The following is a 17,938-nucleotide window of genomic DNA, read 5'->3' as shown; positions in this document are numbered from 1 at the left end:
TTCGGTGCAGCCGGCCCCTCACCCGGGGATGAGCCCCAGGGCATGCCGATACCGGCTCCCGCTCACCCCCTGCACCCCCGGGTACGTCCGCACCCGCTCCCACGTGTCGGTCCCGGGCGCCGCCAAGGACATGTCGTAGGCCTGGTCGCTCTCCCACTCGGCGTAGTTCAGCACGTGCCCGCCGTCGGTACTCAGATGGAAATGGGCGGAGATCAGCCCGGCGTCCCCCTCCGGGTCGTCAGCCAGGGCCTTGAGCACGAGATCGACCCACTCCTCGCGCCGCTCCCCGGCCGCTTCCTCGAAGTCGATCCGCACGGTGACGATCAGTCCCGGCGTCCGCACGTCCCCGACGTTCCGCTCCCGGCTGCGACACCGCCGGTACCGCCCGAGCCCCACCCGCTCGATCCCCGGCACGGCGGTGTCGATCTCGTCGACCCGCTCCTGCCGATGCGTCTTGACGAATGCCTCGTAGGCCTGCTCGTGGCTCCACTGCGAGTGGTGCATCAGCGTGGACCCGTCGTGTCCCGCGTACACGTGGTACCCCAGCAGATCGCCGGCGGGCCACGGCCGCCGCTCCCACGTCCGCGCGATCGCCTCAACGGTCTGCTGCTGCCGCTCCGGGGTACCGACTCGCCAGGTACTGAAGAAGGGAGCACCGATCCGGGGGTCGGTGAGGTCGGGGGGCTGCTCGGTTCGACGGCTCATTGAACACTCCAGTCGTATGCGCCGGTTGCTGCGCACCCCACCTTTCAACCTCGACCAAGCTTGAGGTCAAGCGAGGGTTGCTGCGCAGCCCGGCGGGCTACCGCTGGAGTCGGGTGGGTCCGCAGCCCGGCGGAGCGGGGTGCCGCTGCGCCCACCCGTGCCGCCTGGGGGCACCTCCCAGGCCCTTAAGGCACTGGGGGAGGCACGACTGCCCGCAGCTGAGTGCGCCCGCACCCGCGCACGCACGGAAGGGGACGTGCCGGGGGGTTGTCCGCCCGCAGCGGTTGGCGCGTCAACGGGGAGTTAGTTGGTTCGCAAGCCCGTCGCGCCGTTCCGAGGACGGACACGCCCCGGCGCGGCCCCGACCCACCACCCGGCGTCAGGCGCCCGCGCCCCCACCCCGCTCAGCGATGCACAAGACGCCAGACAGGCCCGTGCGCGGCCTGCTGCCGACGCCGCAGCACCCCGACCGTCACCACCACAGCCCCCGCAGCCGCCCCGGCGACCAGCACCGGCTTGGGATGCTTCACCCCGGCCCGGACAACGCCCCGCACCGGCCGAGGCCCCGCATGCGTCACATGCGTCGCCTTGTCGTGCACCGTGTGACCGGCCTGCGCGGCGCTGCTCCGCAACTGCACCGTCATCGCCCCGGCCTTGTCCCGGAGATCGGCCGCCCGCGCCCGCGCACGCCCCTTCACATCCGCCTTCCCCGCCAGCTCTTCCACCGTGTTCCCGAGCTCACCACGGGTCCGCTCGATCTGCTGCCGCAGCTCATCGGGCCCCTTGGCCCCACCCGTCGCGTCCGTCATCGATGCGCCCTTTCCCTGATCTCCTCCACGTCCGCCCTGACACTGCCGAGAGCCTCCTCAGGCGTGGGAGGCGTGGCCCGGCGCAACTGCGCCCGGCCGGCAGCGCCCAGCACGGCCGCGATCACGAACAGCACCCCCGTCACGATGAGTGCGGCAGCCCAGACGGGCAGCACCAGCGAGAGGGCAGCGACCCCCGTCCCGGCCAGCGCGAGCAGCCCGGCGTAGGCGACGGCGCCCGCCGCACCGAGCAGCCCACCGCCACGCCCCGCACGCCGCCCCTTCTCGGCCAGCTCCTCCTTAGCCAGAGCCACTTCCTGCCGCACGAGCCGGGAGAGCTGCTCCGCGGCCTGTGAGACGAGCTCGCCCACGGAGTGGCGCTCGTCGTGCACGGCCCGATGATCGATGGTCCCCGTCACGGTGTTCCGCCTCCTCTCGAAGTAGGAACCCCCGAGTACCCGGCCCGTCACCCGCTACCCCTGCAGCGCTAGCCCGCAGCGCCGCCCCGCAGACGGCCTGCCTGGCTTCCCTGAAGCCGACGGCGCCGGAAAGCACAAAGCACCCCTACCGGAAAGCACTCCTACCGAATACCGGGTAGCAGAATTAACTGGAGCTACACAGTCACGCTGCCGACACTACTCACATGACGCCCCCCTTCGGCCGCGCCCTGTGCGCGATGATCACCCCGTTCACGACGTCCGGCGCCCTGGACCTCGACGGTGCCCAGCGCCTCGCCGCCCACCTGGTCGCACAGGGCTGCGACGGCCTCGTCCTGTCCGGCACGACGGGCGAGTCACCGACCACCACGGACGCCGAGAAGTCGGCCCTGATCGCAGCCGTCCGCGAGGCCGTGGCCGACCGGGCGTCGATCGTCGCGGGCATCGGCACACCCGACACCCGCCACACCGTCGACCTGGCCAGGGAGGCGGAAAAGGCGGGCGCGGACGGCCTGTTGGTCGTGGCGCCGTACTACAGCAGACCCCCGCAGGACGCGATCGAGGCCCACTTCCGCGAGATCGCCGACGCCAGTGAGCTCCCGCTCATGCTCTACGACATCCCGAACCGCACCGGCGTCCGGGTCGAACCGGAGACGATCCTCCGTCTCTCGGCACACCCCAGGATCGTCGCGGTCAAGGACTGCTCCTACGACTTCCTGGCCGCCCAGAAGGTGCTGGCCCGCGCGGACCTGGCGTACTACGCGGGCTGCGACGAGCACAACCTCGCCCTGTACGCGGTGGGCGGGGCAGGTTACGTCAGCACGGTGTCGAACGTGGTCCCCGCCCGGCTGCGAGCGGTGCTGGACGCGTTCGACGCGGGCGACACGGCACAGGCGGCCCGCCTCCAGCAGCAGGCCACCCCCCTCATCGAGGCGATCATGTCGGCGGGCCTGCCAGGCACGGTGACGACGAAGGCGCTGCTCACCGCCCTGGACCTCCCCGCGGGCCCGGTCCGCGCCCCGCTCCGGCCGGCCGGCCCCGCCACGACCGACGCCCTGGTCACGCTCCACGCGGACCTCACCCGGACCTGATCACCGCTCCGCGAACACCGGCTCCCACCGCCCCTTGGTGTTGTCCTTGGGCGACCGGAAATCACTGAGCGGGGTCGTCTTCTCGCCGCCGATGTGCACCAGTACCAGCCGCTGGCGGTACTCGTTCCCGTCCGGCCCGATGTCCCAGGCGACGAGCGAGTCCCCGTCCGCCCAGGCGAGCAGCTGCTGCCCGCGTACCTCGCGCTGCTTCCCGGTGCGCGCGTCGAGCACGAAGGAGGACGTTTTCCACTTCTGCCCCGCGAACGGGCCGGCGACGAGCTGCCCGTCCGGCGACACGCCCGCCTCGACGGACCAGTCCCGGTACCGTTCCAGCGCGGGCGCGGGGACTTGCTTGCCGGTGAAGTCGTGGAACGTCTTGCCGGGTTCGCTGGGCATACCCGACCAGACGAGACGGCCGTCGCGGGTGAACGCGAAGTCCTGGCGCGAGTTGATGAACACCTCGGGATTGTGCGCAGTCCCGCCGATCTCCACCCCCGCCCAGGAACTGCTTCCGGAGGCCACGTCGATGACGTGGAACCCGGTCCGGTCCGACTCCATGAAGGGGGCGTCCCAGCCCTCCGACCCGTCGATCTTCACCCGGCGGTCGGGGTTCTTGCTGTACGTCGTCGCGACGAGCTTCCTGCCGTCGGTGGAGAACTCCACCCCCGCCACCGGCCGGTCGACCGGGATCCACCGCTTGACCTGACCGCTCGCCAGGTCGAGCAGACCGATGCGCGGCACGGGCAGGTTTCGTTCGAGGACGGCGGCGGTCGTCATCCCGGGAGCGACGGCGACGTACGACCACCGGTCGTCCTTCACGTACTTGTTGGTCTTCGGGTTCAGCAGCCAGTACGTGCGCTGGGAGACGGCACGGTCGGCGGACTGCTCGACGATCGACCTGGTGAAGTACGCGGCCAGGGCGACCCGGCCGGCGGCGATCAGGTCACGCGGGGGCGACTGGTCCGGACGGGCGGTGACGCTGGTCTGCTCCACGCCGCCCGAGGGACGTACGTCCTGCTTGCCCGAGTCCAGCATCGGCACGGCCACGGCGACGGCGACCACGGCGGCGGCCGCCGCGGCGGCGGAGGCGAGCCGGCGACTGCGGCGGCGCCGGCGGACCGCGAGCACCCGGTCGGCGAAGCCCGGCGCCACGGGCGGCTGCCCCTCGGCCTGGTCGCGCAGCGCGTCGCGCACGAGTTCGTCGACGTTCACTGACGCACCTCCACGGGCGAGTAGTCACGGGACGGCCGCTCATCCGCGGCGGCCGGGCCCAGGGCGGCCAGTTCGGGCGCGAGAGCGCGCAGCCGGGCCAGGGAGCGATGGGTGGCGGACCGCACGGTGCCGACGGAGCACCCCAGGATGCGGGCCACTTCCGCCTCGGGCAGATCCTCGAAGTAGCGCAGCACGAGCACGGTGCGCTGCCGCGCGGTCAGCCGGGCCAGCGCGCCCCGCATCAGCAGCCGCAGCTCGGCCGCGCCGGAGGCGTCCGGGGCGGCCGTGGTCTCCGGCGGTTCGGCGACACTCAGTTCGCGCCTCGGCCACTTCAGCCGCCAGCGGCTGACCTGCTGGCGGTAGAGGATCTGCCGGACGTACGCCTCGGGTTCGTCGATCCGGTGCCAGCGGCCCGCCGCCTTGATCAGCGCGTTCTGGAGCAGATCCTCGCCCGCGTGCCGGTCGCCGCCGCTCAGCAGGACCGCGGTCTTCAGCAGCGTGGACGACCTGTTCGCCACGAATTCCCGGAAGCTCTCCTGCGCTTCGGCATCCATCGTCACCTTCGCCTTCCCCCGGGGCGGACCCACTGCCCGCCCCCGTATCCCTTGTGACGCGCGCGGGAGCCTCCCGCTATGCCACCCGCCGGACACGAAAAACGGGCCGGGGCCCGTACCGCACGTGTGCGCGGTACGGGCCCCGGCCCGTGGAACTGCCGGCTCAGTTCCAGGCGTACCCGTCACCGAACAGCAGCGTGTGCTCCAGCACGTCCTCCGCCGGGTCGTCGACCTGACCGACGTTGACGTTGATCAGACCGACCCGATGGCCGTTGTGCGATCCCGTATTGGTCTCGTCGGCGTACGCGGCGCCCGCCGGCCACCAGCACACCACCAGCCCTGCGACGGCCCCCGCCAGCAAGCGCGCCACGCCCCGTCCCCGCTCGTTCCTCATACCCCGGTCCTCGCTTCATCGCTTCGGCTTCTGACAGGACACAACGCCCGTTCATCGGACCCTGCGCCCACCCGTTCATCTGCCAAAACCACTACGAGGTCACGCGGAGTACCTCGTACGGGGGTGATCAGTTGTGGCTGTGCAGGATCTCGTTCAGCCCGCCCCACACCGCGTTGTTCGGCCGGGCCTCGACGGTGCCGGTGACCGAGTTGCGGCGGAAGAGGATGTTGGAGGCGCCGGACAGCTCGCGGGCCTTGACGATCTGGCCGTCGGGCATGGTGACGCGGGTGCCGGCGGTGATGTACAGGCCGGCCTCCACGACGCACTCGTCGCCGAGGGCGATGCCGACGCCCGCCTCGGCGCCGACCAGGCAGCGCTCGCCGATGGAGATGATGACGTTGCCGCCGCCGGACAGGGTGCCCATGGTCGAGGCGCCGCCGCCGATGTCCGAGCCGTCGCCGATGACGACACCCGCCGAGATACGGCCCTCGACCATCGACGTGCCGAGCGTGCCGGCGTTGAAGTTGACGAAGCCCTCGTGCATGACGGTGGTGCCCTCGGCGAGGTGAGCGCCGAGGCGGACCCGGTCGGCGTCGGCGATCCGCACGCCCTTGGGGGCCACGTAGTCCGTCATCCGCGGGAACTTGTCGACGGAGGTCACCTGGAGGTGCAGGCCCTCGGCGCGGGCGTTCAGCCGGACCTTCTCGAGGTCGTCGACGGCGACCGGGCCGAGCGAGGTCCAGGCGACGTTGGCGAGGAAGCCGAAGATGCCGTCCAGGCTCTGGCCGTGCGGCTTGACCAGGCGGTGGGAGAGCAGGTGCAGACGCAGGTAGACGTCGTGCGCGTCGATCGGCTTCTCGTCGAGCGAGGCGATGACCGTGCGGACCGCGACCACTTCGACGCCCCGGCGGGCGTCCGGGCCGATCGCCGCGGTGGCACCGCCGCCGAGCAGCTCGGCGGCCTGCTCGGCGGAGAGCCGCTCGGTGCCGGACGGGCCGGGCGCGTCGGCCAGCTCGGGCGCGGGGAACCAGGTGTCGAGGACGGTGCCGTCGGCGGCGATCGTGGCGAGCCCGGCGGCCACGGCGCCGGTTGAGCGAGGAGCAGTCGTGTCGGTCATGAGGGCAACCTAACCGGCGGACAGCGGTCGATGCGAACCCGTGCGGGGGCGTCTCACGTGCCGGGCGGTACGTCCCGCCGCTGGTCGACGGCACGTGCCGGGCGGTACGTCCCGCCCCTGGTCGGCGGCGCGCGGCGACGGCCCCGTCGCGCCCGGACGCCGGGCGGCCCGGCGGCGACCGCGGCCGACATCGGATCGTCCCGGCGCTCCCTCACTCGCACGAGCATCACTCGCGGCCCCACTCACCCGCCCCTGACACGCGCGCCCCACTCACGCGCCCCTGACTCGCTGGCCCCACTCACGCCTGACTCGCGCGCCGCACTCACCCGCCCCCAACTCACGCGCCCTCGCCTCGCGTCGCCCCCGCGACAACCCGCCCCAGCACCTCCCGGGCGTACGCCTCGTCATAGGGCACCCCGGTCAGCAGCACCTGAAGGCAGATGCCGTCGACGACCGCCACCAGCGCCCGCGCGGTCACCGGATCCGTACGCCGGGACAGCAGCTCGGCGACGCCTTCGGCCCACTCGGCGGCGACGGGCCGCAGGGCGGGCCGGCGCAGGGCGGCGAGGTACAGCTCGTACTCCAGCTCGACGCCCGTGCGGTCACCCGCGAGCCACTCCCCCATCCAGCCGGCCAGCTCGGCCGCCAGGTCGGTCCGGGGGTCCTCGAGACCGCCCCGCCCGGCGACGACCTTGGCGAAGCCCTCGTTGGCCTGCCGCAGCGCGGCCACCAGCAGCTCGTCGAGGGTCTTGAAGTGGTACGTCGTCGAGCCGAGCGGCACATCGGCCTCGGCGGCGGCCGTGCGGTGGCTCAGCCCGGCGATGCCCTTCGCCCCGACGACCCTGATCGCCGCGTCGATGATCCGCTGCCGCCGCTCGGGGTCGTAGCGCCGGGGCATCAGTGGGCACCTCCCAGGTTCAGCACCACGACCCCGACGATGATCAGCGCGATCCCGGCGGCTTTGGCGACGGTCATCCCCTCCCCGAGGAACACGAACCCGATGGCGGCGATGGCTGCGGTGCCGATGCCGGCCCAGATGGCGTAGGCCGTTCCGACGGAGACAGTCTTCAGCGTCTGCGCGAGCAGCGCGAAGGAGACGAGGTAGCCGAGGAGTGTCAGCAGCGAGGGTCCCAGCCTGCTGAAGCCCTCGCTGTACTTCATGGCGGTCGTCGCGCCCACTTCGGCGGCGATGGCCCCGGCCAACAGCAGATAACCCATGTGTACGAGCGTACACAACATCTGTACACCCGTACGCAACGGGGGAAGAGATACCGCTTTCAACAAACGCCCCCCAGAGATCCCACTGGTCCACTACGGTGTCACCCGATCACACACCGGGCCACCACAACTGCGCCGCCGTCAAGGGTGCCCGCCGGAGGAAAACTCGCATGTCAGAAGAGAAGTCCCGGCCCCCAGTGGACCGCCCGTGGGAGAGCGGCTGGGCCCCGGACACCACCCGGGCACCGGGAACGCGACGGCTGTGGCTGGCAGCGGCCCTCGCCCTGGCCACCGTCAGCGCGTGCGTGACGGCGATCGCGGTGATGGACAGCCGGACCGGCGAGCCGACCCCGTCGGCGGCGCAGCCGACGACCCTCAGCAGTTCGGCGCCGGGCGGCCTGATCTCCTTCGCGACGCCCTCCAAGGCGGGGAAAGCGCCCGCCCAGCACCACAAGCGCCCGTCCCCCACGCCCACCCGAAGCACATCGCCCCACCCCGACGCCAGTCCGGAGCCGCACACGAAGGCGCCGAAGCCCCCGGCGTCCCACCGGTCCACCCCGTCGGCGAAGCCCCCGGCGGCGAAGCCCGGGACCTCGATACGCTCCGTCAACTACCCCGAGCGCTACTGGCAGACCAGCGGCGGCTACGTCACCCTCGCCCCGGCCGGCTCGGCCTCGGCCCGCCGCAACGCCACCTTCGAACGGGTGGCGGGCCTGGCCGACTCCTCCTGCTACTCCTTCACCACGGCCGACGGCTCCTACCTCCGCCACCGCAACTTCGTCCTGGGCGCGGAGCGCAACGACGGCTCGTCCCTCTTCCGCAAGGACGCCACCTTCTGCCCCCGCCCCGCGAGCTATGCGGGCGCGATCATGCTGGAGTCGGTGAACTACCCGGGCCGCTTCCTCCGCCACCGCAACTTCCAACTCCGCCTCGAGCCGTACCAGTACGACGGCCTGTACCGCGCGGACTCGGCGTTCCGGCTGGTGGCCGGGCTGGACTGAGACACGCGAAGGGGCGGCACCCCGGGAGGGTGCCGCCCCTTCGTCAGTCAGTGAACCCCGGACGAGGAACTCGGACAGGGATCTCAGAGGGGGATCTCAGACGTTGAACCCGAGCGCCCGAAGCTGCTCCCGCCCATCGTCCGTAATCTTGTCGGGGCCCCACGGCGGCATCCAGACCCAGTTGATGCGCAACTCGTTGACCAGGCCGTCCGTGGCGGACTTCGCCTGGTCCTCGATGACGTCCGTCAGCGGGCAGGCCGCGGAGGTCAGGGTCATGTCGACGGTCGCGATGTTCGACTCGTCGACGTGAATGCCGTAGATCAGGCCGAGGTTGACGACGTCGATGCCCAGTTCGGGGTCGACGACGTCCATCAGGGCCTCACGGAGTTCTTCCTCCGAGGCCGGCTTCATCTCCACGGTCTCGCTCATGCCGTCGTCTCCTTCTCGGCGTCGGCGCCGCCCAGCACCTGGGCCGTCGCGTCCTTCCAGGCCATCCAGCTCAGCAGGGCGCACTTGACCCGGGCCGGGTACTTGGACACCCCGGCGAACGCGACCGCGTCCTCCAGGATGTCCTCCATCGCGTCGTCGGGTTCGAGCTTCCCCTTCGACTGCATCAGCTCCAGGAAGGTCTCCTGGATCTTCCGCGCGTCGGAGAACTCCTTGCCGACGAGGAGTTCGTTCAGTACGGAGGCCGAGGCCTGGCTGATCGAGCAGCCCTGGCCCTCGTACGAGACGTCCTCGATCTTCGTCCCGTCGTACTTCACGCGCAGGGTGATCTCGTCACCGCACGTCGGGTTGACGTGGTGCACCTCGGCGTCGCCATCCCGCAAGCCCCGCCCGTGCGGGTTCTTGTAGTGGTCCAGGATGACTTCCTGGTACATGGAGTCCAGTTTCACCGTTCAGCACGCCCTTCAGCCGAAGAAGTTCCGTACGTGCTCCAAGCCGTCGACCAGCGCGTCGATCTCGGCCGGCGTGGAGTACAGATAGAGCGACGCTCGCGTGGTCGCAGGAATTCCGTAACGCAGGCAGACCGGCCGCGCGCAGTGGTGGCCGACCCGGACCGCGATGCCCTCCTCGTCGAGGACCTGGCCCACGTCGTGCGGGTGGATGTCCCCGAGGGTGAAGGAGATCGCCGCGCCGCGCTCCTCGGCCGTCGTCGGGCCGATGATGCGCAGGTCGGGGACCTCCAGCAGCCGCTTCACGGCGTACTCGGTGAGCGCGTGCTCGTGGGCGAGGATCTTGTCCATGCCGATCGAGTTGAGGTAGTCGATCGCCGCGCCGAGACCGACCGCCTGGGCGACCGGCGGGGTGCCCGCCTCGAACTTGTGGGGCGCCGGGGCGTAGGTCGAGGAGTGCATCGACACCGTCTCGATCATCTCCCCACCGCCGAGGAAGGGCGGCAGGTCCTCCAGGAGCTCCTGGCGACCCCACAGGACGCCGATACCAGTAGGACCGCACATCTTGTGGCCGGTGAAGGCCACGAAGTCGGCCTGCAGGGCCTGCACGTCCAGCGGCATGTGCGGCGCGGCCTGCGAGGCGTCGATGCAGACCAGCGCACCCACCTGCTGGGCGCGGCGCACGATCGCCTCGACCGGGTTCTGGGTGCCCAGGATGTTGGAGACCAGCACGAAGGAGACGATCTTCGTCTTCTCGGTGATGACCTCGTCGATGTTGGACAGGTCCAGGCGGCCGTCGTCGGTCAGGCCGAACCACTTCAGCTTCGCGCCCGTGCGCTGCGCGAGCAGCTGCCACGGCACGATGTTGGAGTGGTGCTCCATCTCCGTGATGACGATCTCGGTGTCGGAGTCCACGCGGTAGGGCTCGTCGGCCCAGCCCAGCATGTTCGCCACGAGGTTGAGCGACTCGGAGGCGTTCTTGGTGAAGATCACCTCGTCGCGCGAGGGCGCGTTGATGAAGTCCGCGACCTTGTCGCGCGCGCCCTCGTACAGCGCCGTGGCCTCCTCGGCGAGGACGTGCACGCCACGATGGACGTTGGCGTTGTAGCGCTCGTAGTACTCACTGAGGGCGTCCAGCACCTGGCGCGGTTTCTGGCTGGTCGCCGCGTTGTCCAGATACACGAGCTTCTTACCGTCGTGGACCTGACGGTCCAGGATGGGGAAGTCCTTACGGATCGCCTCTGTGTCGAGGAGGCCCGGCAGCAATGTCACGCGGATGCGCCACCCTTCGTGTATGCCTCGTAGCCCTCGTTCTCCAGCTTGTCGGCGAGCTCGGCACCGCCGGACTCGACGATCCGGCCGCCGGAGAAGACGTGCACGTGGTCGGGCTTGATGTAGCGGAGGATGCGCGTGTAGTGCGTGATCAGCAGAGTGCCGACCTCGCCCGTCTCGCGGACTCGGTTCACACCCTCCGACACGACGCGCAGGGCGTCGACGTCCAGGCCGGAGTCGGTCTCGTCGAGGACCGCGATCTTCGGCTTGAGCAGCTCCAGCTGGAGGATCTCGTGGCGCTTCTTCTCGCCGCCGGAGAAGCCCTCGTTGACGTTGCGCTCGGCGAAGGCGGGGTCCATGTTGAGGCGCTCCATGGCCTCCTTGACCTCCTTCACCCAGGTGCGCAGCTTGGGCGCCTCGCCGCGGATGGCGGTCGCGGAGGTGCGCAGGAAGTTCGACACGGAGACACCCGGGACCTCGACCGGGTACTGCATCGCGAGGAACAGGCCGGCGCGTGCGCGCTCGTCGACGGACATCTCCAGGACGTCCTCGCCGTCGAGGGTGACGGTGCCGCCGGTGATCGTGTACTTCGGGTGTCCCGCGAGGGAGTAGGCGAGAGTCGACTTGCCCGAGCCGTTGGGGCCCATGATGGCGTGCGTCTCGCCCTGCTTCACGGTGAGGTCGACACCCTTGAGGATTTCCTTCGTGCCGTTCTCGACCTCGACGGTGACGTGCAGGTCTCGGATTTCAAGCGTTGCCATGGGTGCCTCAGGACTCCTGGGTGAGGGAGACGAGCACGTCGTCCCCTTCGATCTTTACGGGGTATACGGGGACGGGGCGCGTCGCGGGAAGGGCGTCGGGCTTGCCGGAGCGGAGATCGAAGCGCGAGCCGTGCAGCCAGCACTCGATGTGGCAGTCGTCGACCTCGCCCTCCGACAGGGAGACGTTCGCGTGCGAGCAGATGTCGTGGATCGCGAACACCTCGCCCTCGGTCTGCACGATGGACACGGGCGTGCCGTCGAGTTCCACCCGCTTCGGGGTGTCCTCCTCCAGCTCGCCCAGTCCGCAGGCGCGTACGAAGGTCATGCGACCGCCGCCTCCAGCTCCTCCTCGATCTTGGCGATCAGGCGCTCCTCGATGTCGGGGAGGCCGATCTGCTGGACCAGCTCGGCGAAGAAGCCGCGGACCACGAGACGGCGGGCCTCGTGCTCCGGGATGCCTCGGGCCATGAGGTAGAAGAGCTGCTCGTCGTCGAAGCGGCCGGTCGCCGAGGCGTGGCCGGCGCCGACGATCTCGCCGGTCTCGATCTCGAGGTTCGGTACGGAGTCCACGCGCGCCCCGTCCGTGAGGACCAGGTTGCGGTTCATCTCGTACGTGTCCGTGCCCTCGGCCGCGGCCTCGATGAGCACGTCGCCGATCCACACAGCGTGCGCGTCGTCGCCCTGGAGCGCGCCCTTGTACACGGCGTTCGACTTGCAGTGCGGGACGTTGTGGTCGACCAGGAGGCGGTGCTCCTGGTGCTGGCCCTGGTCGGTGAAGTACAGGCCGAACAGCTCGGCCTCGCCGCCGGGCCCGGCGTAGCGGACGCGCGGGTGCAGCCGGACGACGTCGCCGCCGAAGGTGACGACGACCGACTTGAAGGAGGCGTCGCGGCCGACGAGCGCGTTGTGCTGGGCGACGTGGACGGCCTTGTCGTCCCAGTCCTGGACGCTGACGACGGTCAGCTTGGCGCCGTCGCCCAGGAGGTAGTCGACGTTGGCGGCGAGCACCGCGTCACCGGTGTGGTCGATGACCACGACCGCCTCGGCGAAGGCGCCCAGCTCGATCACCTGGTGGCCGAAGGCGGTGCCGCCCTGGCCGTGCACCGCGATGCGGATCGGCTCGGTGAGGACGGTCTCCTTCGGGACGGTCACGACCGAGGCCTTCTCGAACGCCGAGTAGGCCTGGGCGGCGACGCGGTCCACCGGGGTGCCCGCCTTGCCGAGCCGCGCGTCGTCGCGGCCGACGGTCTCGACGGTGACGCCCTCGGGGGCCTGGACGTCGACCTTCACGCCGGTGCCGTCGGCCACGGCGGTGCCGTCGTGCAGCCCGCGCAGGCGCTCCAGCGGGGTGAACCGCCACTCCTCCTCACGGCCGTGCGGAACGGGGAAGTCCGCCACGTCGAAGGAGGGGGGCGCGCTCATGCGGGTGGCGACGGTCGACTCGGCCGCTACCGCGATCGAGCCGGTGGTGGTAGAACCCACCGGGATGTTTTGAGCCTCAGCCATGGCTGTCGTAGTGCTCGCTTTCCGTTACGTAAGGGCTTGATGGGACTGCGGTGGGCGTCAGCCGACCGCGCCTTCCATCTGCAGCTCGATCAGCCGGTTGAGCTCCAGCGCGTACTCCATGGGGAGCTCCTTGGCGATGGGCTCGACGAAGCCGCGCACGATCATCGCCATCGCCTCGAACTCACTCAGACCGCGGCTCATCAGGTAGAAGAGCTGGTCCTCGGAGACCTTGGAGACGGTGGCCTCGTGGCCCATGGACACGTCGTCCTCGCGGACGTCCACGTAGGGGTAGGTGTCCGAGCGGGAGATCGTGTCGACCAGCAGCGCGTCACAGAGCACGTTCGACTTGGAGCCCGCAGCGCCCTCGCCGATCTCGATGAGACCGCGGTAGGACGTACGGCCGCCACCGCGCGCGACGGACTTCGACACGATGTTGGACGACGTGTTCGGCGCCATGTGGACCATCTTGGCGCCCGCGTCCTGGTGCTGGCCCTCGCCGGCGAAGGCGATGGACAGCGTCTCGCCCTTGGCGTGCTCGCCCATCAGGTAGACGGCCGGGTACTTCATCGTCACCTTGGAGCCGATGTTGCCGTCGACCCACTCCATGGTCGCGCCCTCGTAGGCCACGGCGCGCTTGGTGACCAGGTTGTAGACGTTGTTCGACCAGTTCTGGATGGTCGTGTAGCGGCAGCGGGCGTTCTTCTTGACGATGATCTCGACGACCGCGGAGTGCAGCGAGTCCGACTTGTAGATCGGGGCGGTGCAGCCCTCGACGTAGTGCACGTAGGCACCCTCGTCGACGATGATCAGCGTCCGCTCGAACTGGCCCATGTTCTCCGTGTTGATACGGAAGTAGGCCTGGAGCGGGATCTCCACGTGGACGCCCGGCGGCACGTAGATGAAGGAGCCGCCCGACCACACGGCGGAGTTCAACGACGCGAACTTGTTGTCGCCGACGGGAATGACGGTCCCGAAGTACTCCTTGAAGAGCTCCGGGTGCTCCTTCAGGGCCGTGTCGGTGTCGAGGAAGATGACGCCCTGCTCCTCCAGGTCCTCGCGGATCTGGTGGTAGACGACCTCCGACTCGTACTGCGCGGCGACACCGGCGACGAGGCGGTTCTTCTCGGCCTCGGGGATGCCCAGCTTGTCGTACGTGTTCTTGATGTCCTCGGGCAGGTCCTCCCAGGAGGCCGCCTGCTTCTCCGTGGAGCGCACGAAGTACTTGATGTTGTCGAAGTCGATCCCCGACAGGTCCGAGCCCCAGCTCGGCATGGGCTTCTTCTCGAACAGGCGCAGGCCCTTGAGGCGGAGCTTGGTCATCCACTCCGGCTCGTTCTTCTTGGCGGAGATGTCGCGGACGACGTCCTCGTTGATGCCGCGCTTGGCAGAGGCGCCGGCCGTGTCGGAGTCGGCCCAGCCGTATTCGTACTTGCCCAGGCCCTCGAGCTCAGGGTGGGCAGTCTCCGTGGGGAGAGTCATGCGGGGTTCCTCCCGGCCGTGCTTGCAGATGCGTTGTGGGAAATCTTGGGGATGAACGTCGTGCAGACGCCGTCGCCGTGCGCGATGGTGGCGAGCCGCTGTACGTGTGTACCGAGCAACTCGGCGAAAAATTCCGTCTCCGCCTCGCACAACTGCGGGAACTGCTCGGCGACGTGGGCGACCGGGCAGTGGTGCTGACAGAGCTGCTCACCCTTCTGAGGGTGGGGCGCACTGCGCGCCGTAGCAGCGTACCCGTCCGCGCTCAGCGCCTTGGCCAGCGCTTGTGTCCGCTGCTCGGGCGCGGCGGCCTCGACCGCCTCGCGGTACGCGCCCGCCTGCGCGGCGATCCTGGCGCGGGCGAAGGCGGCGATCGCCTCGTTCCCGCCCTCGCGGTCGGCGATCCAGCGCAGCGCGTCCGCCGCCAGCTTGTCGTACGACTGGTCGAAGGCGTCCCGGCCGCAGTCGGTCAGGGCGAACACCTTGGCCGGCCGGCCGCGGGTGCGCGCGCCGTAGACCCGCTGCTCGCGCGCCTCGACGACACCGTCGCCCGCGAGGGCGTCGAGGTGCCGGCGTACGGCCGCCTGGGTGAGACCCAGCCGCTCGGCGAGCTCGGCGACGGTCGACGGGCCGTGGTCCAGGATGGACCGCGCGACTCGGTTGCGGGTGGACCGCTCCCCGGTCGCGAGTTCCTCCTGCGGGGACCCCGTGGGGTTCTCCCGAGCCTCGCCGACGTTTTTCACAACGCCATTGTTGCGTAATTCATCGGGGGCGGGCAAGCGGCGTCCGGCCACCCCGGGGGTGCCCTGCGTCACTTAGGTAAAGCTAACCTGACCTGCGGAAACGATCTCTGATCGATCAAACCGGTGGCATGCCGATGCCGCTTCGGGGACACTCCCGAACCATGTCCACACCCCCTCCGACCGGCCCTCTTGTCACCCGGGACACCCTGCGCACGCAGCTGTCCGAGCTGGGTGTGCGCCCCGGCGAGACCCTCCTCGCGCACTCCTCGCTCAGCTCCCTCGGCTGGGTCAACGGCGGCGCCGTCGCGGTGGTGCAGGGACTGCTCGACGCGCTCGGCCCTCAGGGCACGCTGGTGGTTCCGACCCAGACCGGCGACCTCTCCGACCCGGCCCTGTGGGGCAACCCGCCCGTGCCCCCGGACTGGTGGGAGACCATCCGCGCCACGATGCCCGCCTACGACCCCCGGATCACGCCCACGCGCGGGGTCGGCGTCGTCCCGGAGACCGTGCGCACCTGGCCCGGTGCGCTGCGCAGCGCCCATCCGCAGACCTCGTTCGCGGCGGTCGGCCCGCGCGCGGCGGAGGTGATCGAGGGGCACGCGCCCGACTGCCGGCTGGGCGAGCGCAGCCCGCTCGCGAAGCTGGAGGCCATGGGCGCCCGGGTCCTGCTGCTCGGCGCCGGCTACGCCTCCTGCACCAGCTTCCACCTCGCCGAGTACCGGATACCGTCCCCGCGCGTCGCCGTGGGCCGGCCGGGACTCGAGGGCTGGGAGACCGTGACGGAGGTGTCCATCAGTTCGGACCGTTTCGACGAGCTGGGCTACGACTTCGAGCGGGACCGTCCCGTCGTACGCGGAAAGGTCGGGGCGGCCGAGGCACGGCTGTTCCCGGTGGCGGACGCGGTGGCCTACGCCGAACAGTGGCTGGCGGTCCACCGGCCCCGCGAGGAGGAGTTCCTGCACCCGCCGGTCTGAGGCCCCGCGCACGAACCTAGACTCTGGACCCATGCGAAGTGAGCCCGTGGTCCAGGTCCAGGCCCTGGTGAAGCGGTACGGCACGAAGACCGCGGTGGACGGGCTGGACCTGGTGGCCCGGGAGGGTGTGACCGCCGTGCTCGGCCCCAACGGGGCGGGCAAGACGACCACGGTCGAGACCTGCGAGGGGTACCGGAAGCCGGACTCCGGCACGGTGCGCGTCCTGGGCCTCGACCCGGTCGGCCAGTCCCGTGACCTGCGGCCCCGCATCGGCGTGATGCTCCAGTCCGGCGGCGTCTACTCGGGCTCCCGCGCCGACGAGATGCTCCGCCACGTGGCCAAGCTGCACGCCCATCCCCTGGACGTGGACGCGCTGATCGAACGCCTCGGGCTCGGCTCCTGCGGCCGTACGGCGTACCGGCGGCTGTCGGGCGGGCAGCAGCAGCGGCTCGCGCTGGCGATGGCTGTGGTCGGGCGCCCCGAGCTGGTGTTCCTGGACGAGCCGACCGCCGGGCTCGACCCGCAGGCCCGGCGCGCCACCTGGGACCTGGTCCGGGACCTGCGCGACGACGGCGTCTCCGTGATCCTCACCACCCACTACATGGACGAGGCCGAGCAGCTCGCCGACGACGTGGCGATCATCGACGCGGGCCGGGTCATCGCCCAGGGCTCCCCGGAGGAGCTGTGCCGCGGCGGCGCCGAGAACACGCTCCGCTTCTCCGGCCGCCCCGGGCTGGACGTCGGCTCGCTGCTGAAGGCCCTGCCCGCCGATTGCTCGGCCGCCGAGCTGACGCCGGGTTCCTACCGCGTCGTCGGCAAGGTCGACCCTCAGCTGCTCGCGACGGTCACCTCCTGGTGCGCCCAGCACGGCGTGATGCCGGAGAAGATCTCGGTGGAGCGGCACACCCTGGAGGACGTCTTCCTGGAGCTCACGGGTAAGGAGCTGCGTTCGTGACCGCCACCGGCACCTATGCGCCGAAGCCGGGGGCCGCGCCCCTGACCCGCATGATCGCGGCCCAGGCCGCGCTCGAGACGAAGATGCTGCTGCGCAACGGCGAGCAGCTGCTGCTGACCGTCGTCATCCCTGCCTTGCTCCTGGTGCTCTTCAGCACCGTCGACATCGTCGACACGGGCGCCGGCGAGGCCGTCGACTTCCTCGCCCCCGGCATCCTCGCGCTCGCGGTGATGTCGACGGCGTTCACCGGGCAGGCGATCGCGACCGGCTTCGAGCGCCGCTACGGAGTCCTGAAGCGGCTCGCCTCCTCGCCCCTGCCGCGCTGGGGCCTGATGACCGCGAAGACGCTGTCCGTGCTGGTCACCGAGGTGCTCCAGGTGATCCTTCTGACGGTGATCGCCTTCGCGCTCGGCTGGTCGCCGCACGGCAACCCGTTCGCCGTCCTGCTGCTCCTGGTCCTCGGTACGGCTGCCTTCTCAGGCCTCGGGCTGCTGATGGCCGGGACGCTGAAGGCCGAGGCGACGCTCGCCGCCGCCAACCTGGTGTTCCTGCTGCTGCTCGTCGGCGGCGGGGTCATCGTGCCGCTCGACAAGTTCCCCCCGGCCGCGCAGGATCTGCTCGGCCTGCTGCCCATCTCGGCCCTGTCCGACGGCCTGCGGGACGTGCTCCGGCACGGGGCCGGGATGCCCTGGGCCGACCTGGGGATCCTGGGTGTCTGGGCGGTGGTGGGGCTGGCGGCGGCCGGACGGTTCTTCCGCTGGGAATGAGCGTTGGAGCAAGCCATGACCGACCCTCGTGAAAGCGTGCACAAGCGGCGTCC

Annotated in this window: 23 protein-coding genes; 5 read left to right on the top strand and 18 right to left on the bottom strand. The window is 70.5% G+C overall.

Annotation, left to right across the window (positions count from 1 at the left end; genetic code table 11):
• Positions 1 to 18: 18 nt before the first annotated feature.
• From ABZ192_RS05355 to ABZ192_RS05345, 3 genes are all read right to left on the bottom strand, one after another.
• A complete protein-coding gene (locus tag ABZ192_RS05355; RefSeq protein WP_356923189.1) occupies positions 19 to 705 on the bottom strand; it encodes an antibiotic biosynthesis monooxygenase in 687 nt (228 codons plus the stop codon).
• 404 nt (positions 706 to 1,109) lie between these two features.
• Positions 1,110 to 1,514 carry a DUF3618 domain-containing protein gene (locus ABZ192_RS05350; protein ID WP_356923188.1) on the bottom strand — a complete coding sequence of 135 codons (405 nt, stop codon included), beginning with the start codon at positions 1,512 to 1,514 and terminating at the stop codon, positions 1,110 to 1,112.
• Complete coding sequence (locus ABZ192_RS05345) at positions 1,511 to 1,930, bottom strand: phage holin family protein (protein ID WP_356923187.1); 420 nt, start codon at positions 1,928 to 1,930, stop codon at positions 1,511 to 1,513. Before ABZ192_RS05345 ends, ABZ192_RS05350 begins: the two co-directional genes overlap by 4 nt.
• A 224-nt stretch (positions 1,931 to 2,154) precedes the next feature.
• On the opposite strand from ABZ192_RS05345, the gene dapA reads away from it, so the two are divergent.
• On the top strand, positions 2,155 to 3,039 hold the full coding sequence (gene dapA / locus ABZ192_RS05340; RefSeq protein WP_356923186.1) for a 4-hydroxy-tetrahydrodipicolinate synthase: 885 nt from the start codon (positions 2,155 to 2,157) through the stop codon (positions 3,037 to 3,039).
• On the opposite strand, the gene ABZ192_RS05335 is transcribed toward dapA, so the two are convergent.
• From ABZ192_RS05335 to ABZ192_RS05305, 7 genes are all read right to left on the bottom strand, one after another.
• Positions 3,040 to 4,251, bottom strand: a complete 1,212-nt coding sequence (locus tag ABZ192_RS05335) for a WD40 repeat domain-containing protein (RefSeq protein ID WP_356923185.1) — start codon at positions 4,249 to 4,251, stop codon at positions 3,040 to 3,042. It lies immediately after the preceding gene.
• Entirely contained in the window at positions 4,248 to 4,805 is a 558-nt protein-coding gene (locus tag ABZ192_RS05330; RefSeq protein WP_356923184.1) for a SigE family RNA polymerase sigma factor, read from the bottom strand. Before ABZ192_RS05330 ends, ABZ192_RS05335 begins: the two co-directional genes overlap by 4 nt.
• 163 nt (positions 4,806 to 4,968) lie before the next feature.
• Positions 4,969 to 5,199, bottom strand: coding sequence for a hypothetical protein (locus ABZ192_RS05325; protein WP_356923183.1), 231 nt, complete (start codon positions 5,197 to 5,199; stop codon positions 4,969 to 4,971).
• A gap of 127 nt (positions 5,200 to 5,326) precedes the next feature.
• Complete coding sequence (gene dapD / locus ABZ192_RS05320; RefSeq protein WP_356923182.1) at positions 5,327 to 6,316, bottom strand: 2,3,4,5-tetrahydropyridine-2,6-dicarboxylate N-succinyltransferase; 990 nt, start codon at positions 6,314 to 6,316, stop codon at positions 5,327 to 5,329.
• Between the two features lie 53 nt (positions 6,317 to 6,369).
• The gene (locus ABZ192_RS05315) at positions 6,370 to 6,531 is read right to left on the bottom strand and encodes a hypothetical protein (protein ID WP_356923181.1); all 162 of its coding nucleotides are present in this window, start codon (positions 6,529 to 6,531) and stop codon (positions 6,370 to 6,372) included.
• A 122-nt stretch (positions 6,532 to 6,653) separates the two neighbouring features.
• The gene (locus ABZ192_RS05310; protein WP_356923180.1) at positions 6,654 to 7,214 is read right to left on the bottom strand and encodes a TetR family transcriptional regulator; all 561 of its coding nucleotides are present in this window, start codon (positions 7,212 to 7,214) and stop codon (positions 6,654 to 6,656) included.
• Positions 7,214 to 7,534, bottom strand: coding sequence for a multidrug efflux SMR transporter (locus tag ABZ192_RS05305; RefSeq protein ID WP_356923179.1), 321 nt, complete (start codon positions 7,532 to 7,534; stop codon positions 7,214 to 7,216). Before ABZ192_RS05305 ends, ABZ192_RS05310 begins: the two co-directional genes overlap by 1 nt.
• A gap of 170 nt (positions 7,535 to 7,704) precedes the next feature.
• Between ABZ192_RS05305 and ABZ192_RS05300 the strand changes: the two genes are divergently transcribed.
• Positions 7,705 to 8,535, top strand: coding sequence for an AbfB domain-containing protein (locus ABZ192_RS05300; RefSeq protein ID WP_356923178.1), 831 nt, complete (start codon positions 7,705 to 7,707; stop codon positions 8,533 to 8,535).
• Between the two features lie 96 nt (positions 8,536 to 8,631).
• Here the strand turns inward: ABZ192_RS05300 and ABZ192_RS05295 are convergent, their stop codons facing one another.
• From ABZ192_RS05295 to ABZ192_RS05260, 8 genes are read right to left on the bottom strand one after another with little or no spacing between them, the layout of a single operon-like run.
• On the bottom strand, positions 8,632 to 8,964 hold the full coding sequence (locus tag ABZ192_RS05295) for a metal-sulfur cluster assembly factor (RefSeq protein WP_010039749.1): 333 nt from the start codon (positions 8,962 to 8,964) through the stop codon (positions 8,632 to 8,634).
• The gene (sufU, locus tag ABZ192_RS05290) at positions 8,961 to 9,431 is read right to left on the bottom strand and encodes a Fe-S cluster assembly sulfur transfer protein SufU (protein WP_086561392.1); all 471 of its coding nucleotides are present in this window, start codon (positions 9,429 to 9,431) and stop codon (positions 8,961 to 8,963) included. The genes ABZ192_RS05295 and sufU overlap by 4 nt, the downstream gene beginning before the upstream one ends.
• A gap of 15 nt (positions 9,432 to 9,446) precedes the next feature.
• Positions 9,447 to 10,703, bottom strand: coding sequence for a cysteine desulfurase (locus ABZ192_RS05285; protein WP_356923177.1), 1,257 nt, complete (start codon positions 10,701 to 10,703; stop codon positions 9,447 to 9,449).
• Positions 10,700 to 11,464 carry a Fe-S cluster assembly ATPase SufC gene (gene sufC / locus ABZ192_RS05280; RefSeq protein WP_354739202.1) on the bottom strand — a complete coding sequence of 255 codons (765 nt, stop codon included), beginning with the start codon at positions 11,462 to 11,464 and terminating at the stop codon, positions 10,700 to 10,702. Before sufC ends, ABZ192_RS05285 begins: the two co-directional genes overlap by 4 nt.
• A 7-nt stretch (positions 11,465 to 11,471) precedes the next feature.
• Positions 11,472 to 11,789: a non-heme iron oxygenase ferredoxin subunit gene (locus ABZ192_RS05275; RefSeq protein ID WP_020273986.1), complete on the bottom strand. Its 318-nt coding sequence runs from the start codon at positions 11,787 to 11,789 to the stop codon at positions 11,472 to 11,474.
• Positions 11,786 to 12,970, bottom strand: a complete 1,185-nt coding sequence (gene sufD, locus ABZ192_RS05270; RefSeq protein WP_356923176.1) for a Fe-S cluster assembly protein SufD — start codon at positions 12,968 to 12,970, stop codon at positions 11,786 to 11,788. The genes ABZ192_RS05275 and sufD overlap by 4 nt, the downstream gene beginning before the upstream one ends.
• 57 nt (positions 12,971 to 13,027) lie before the next feature.
• Positions 13,028 to 14,449 (bottom strand): Fe-S cluster assembly protein SufB, encoded by a 1,422-nt coding sequence (sufB, locus tag ABZ192_RS05265; protein ID WP_356923175.1) that lies wholly within the window; start codon positions 14,447 to 14,449, stop codon positions 13,028 to 13,030.
• Positions 14,446 to 15,189 (bottom strand): ArsR family transcriptional regulator, encoded by a 744-nt coding sequence (locus ABZ192_RS05260; RefSeq protein ID WP_279546939.1) that lies wholly within the window; start codon positions 15,187 to 15,189, stop codon positions 14,446 to 14,448. The genes sufB and ABZ192_RS05260 overlap by 4 nt, the downstream gene beginning before the upstream one ends.
• Positions 15,190 to 15,350: 161 nt before the next feature.
• Between ABZ192_RS05260 and ABZ192_RS05255 the strand changes: the two genes are divergently transcribed.
• The 3 genes from ABZ192_RS05255 to ABZ192_RS05245 are packed head-to-tail and all read left to right on the top strand — an operon-like array spanning position 15,351 to position 17,885.
• On the top strand, positions 15,351 to 16,163 hold the full coding sequence (locus ABZ192_RS05255) for an AAC(3) family N-acetyltransferase (protein ID WP_356923174.1): 813 nt from the start codon (positions 15,351 to 15,353) through the stop codon (positions 16,161 to 16,163).
• 31 nt (positions 16,164 to 16,194) lie between these two features.
• Positions 16,195 to 17,118 (top strand): ABC transporter ATP-binding protein, encoded by a 924-nt coding sequence (locus tag ABZ192_RS05250; protein WP_356923173.1) that lies wholly within the window; start codon positions 16,195 to 16,197, stop codon positions 17,116 to 17,118.
• A 50-nt stretch (positions 17,119 to 17,168) separates the two neighbouring features.
• Entirely contained in the window at positions 17,169 to 17,885 is a 717-nt protein-coding gene (locus ABZ192_RS05245) for an ABC transporter permease (protein WP_356923323.1), read from the top strand.
• The last annotated feature ends 53 nt before the right edge of the window (positions 17,886 to 17,938 follow it).

Source organism: Streptomyces sp. NPDC006235 (assembly GCF_040613735.1).
Lineage (GTDB): Bacteria > Actinomycetota > Actinomycetes > Streptomycetales > Streptomycetaceae > Streptomyces.
Note: the sequence above shows the minus strand (reverse complement) of the source record. Positions and strands in the feature narration are given on the sequence as shown.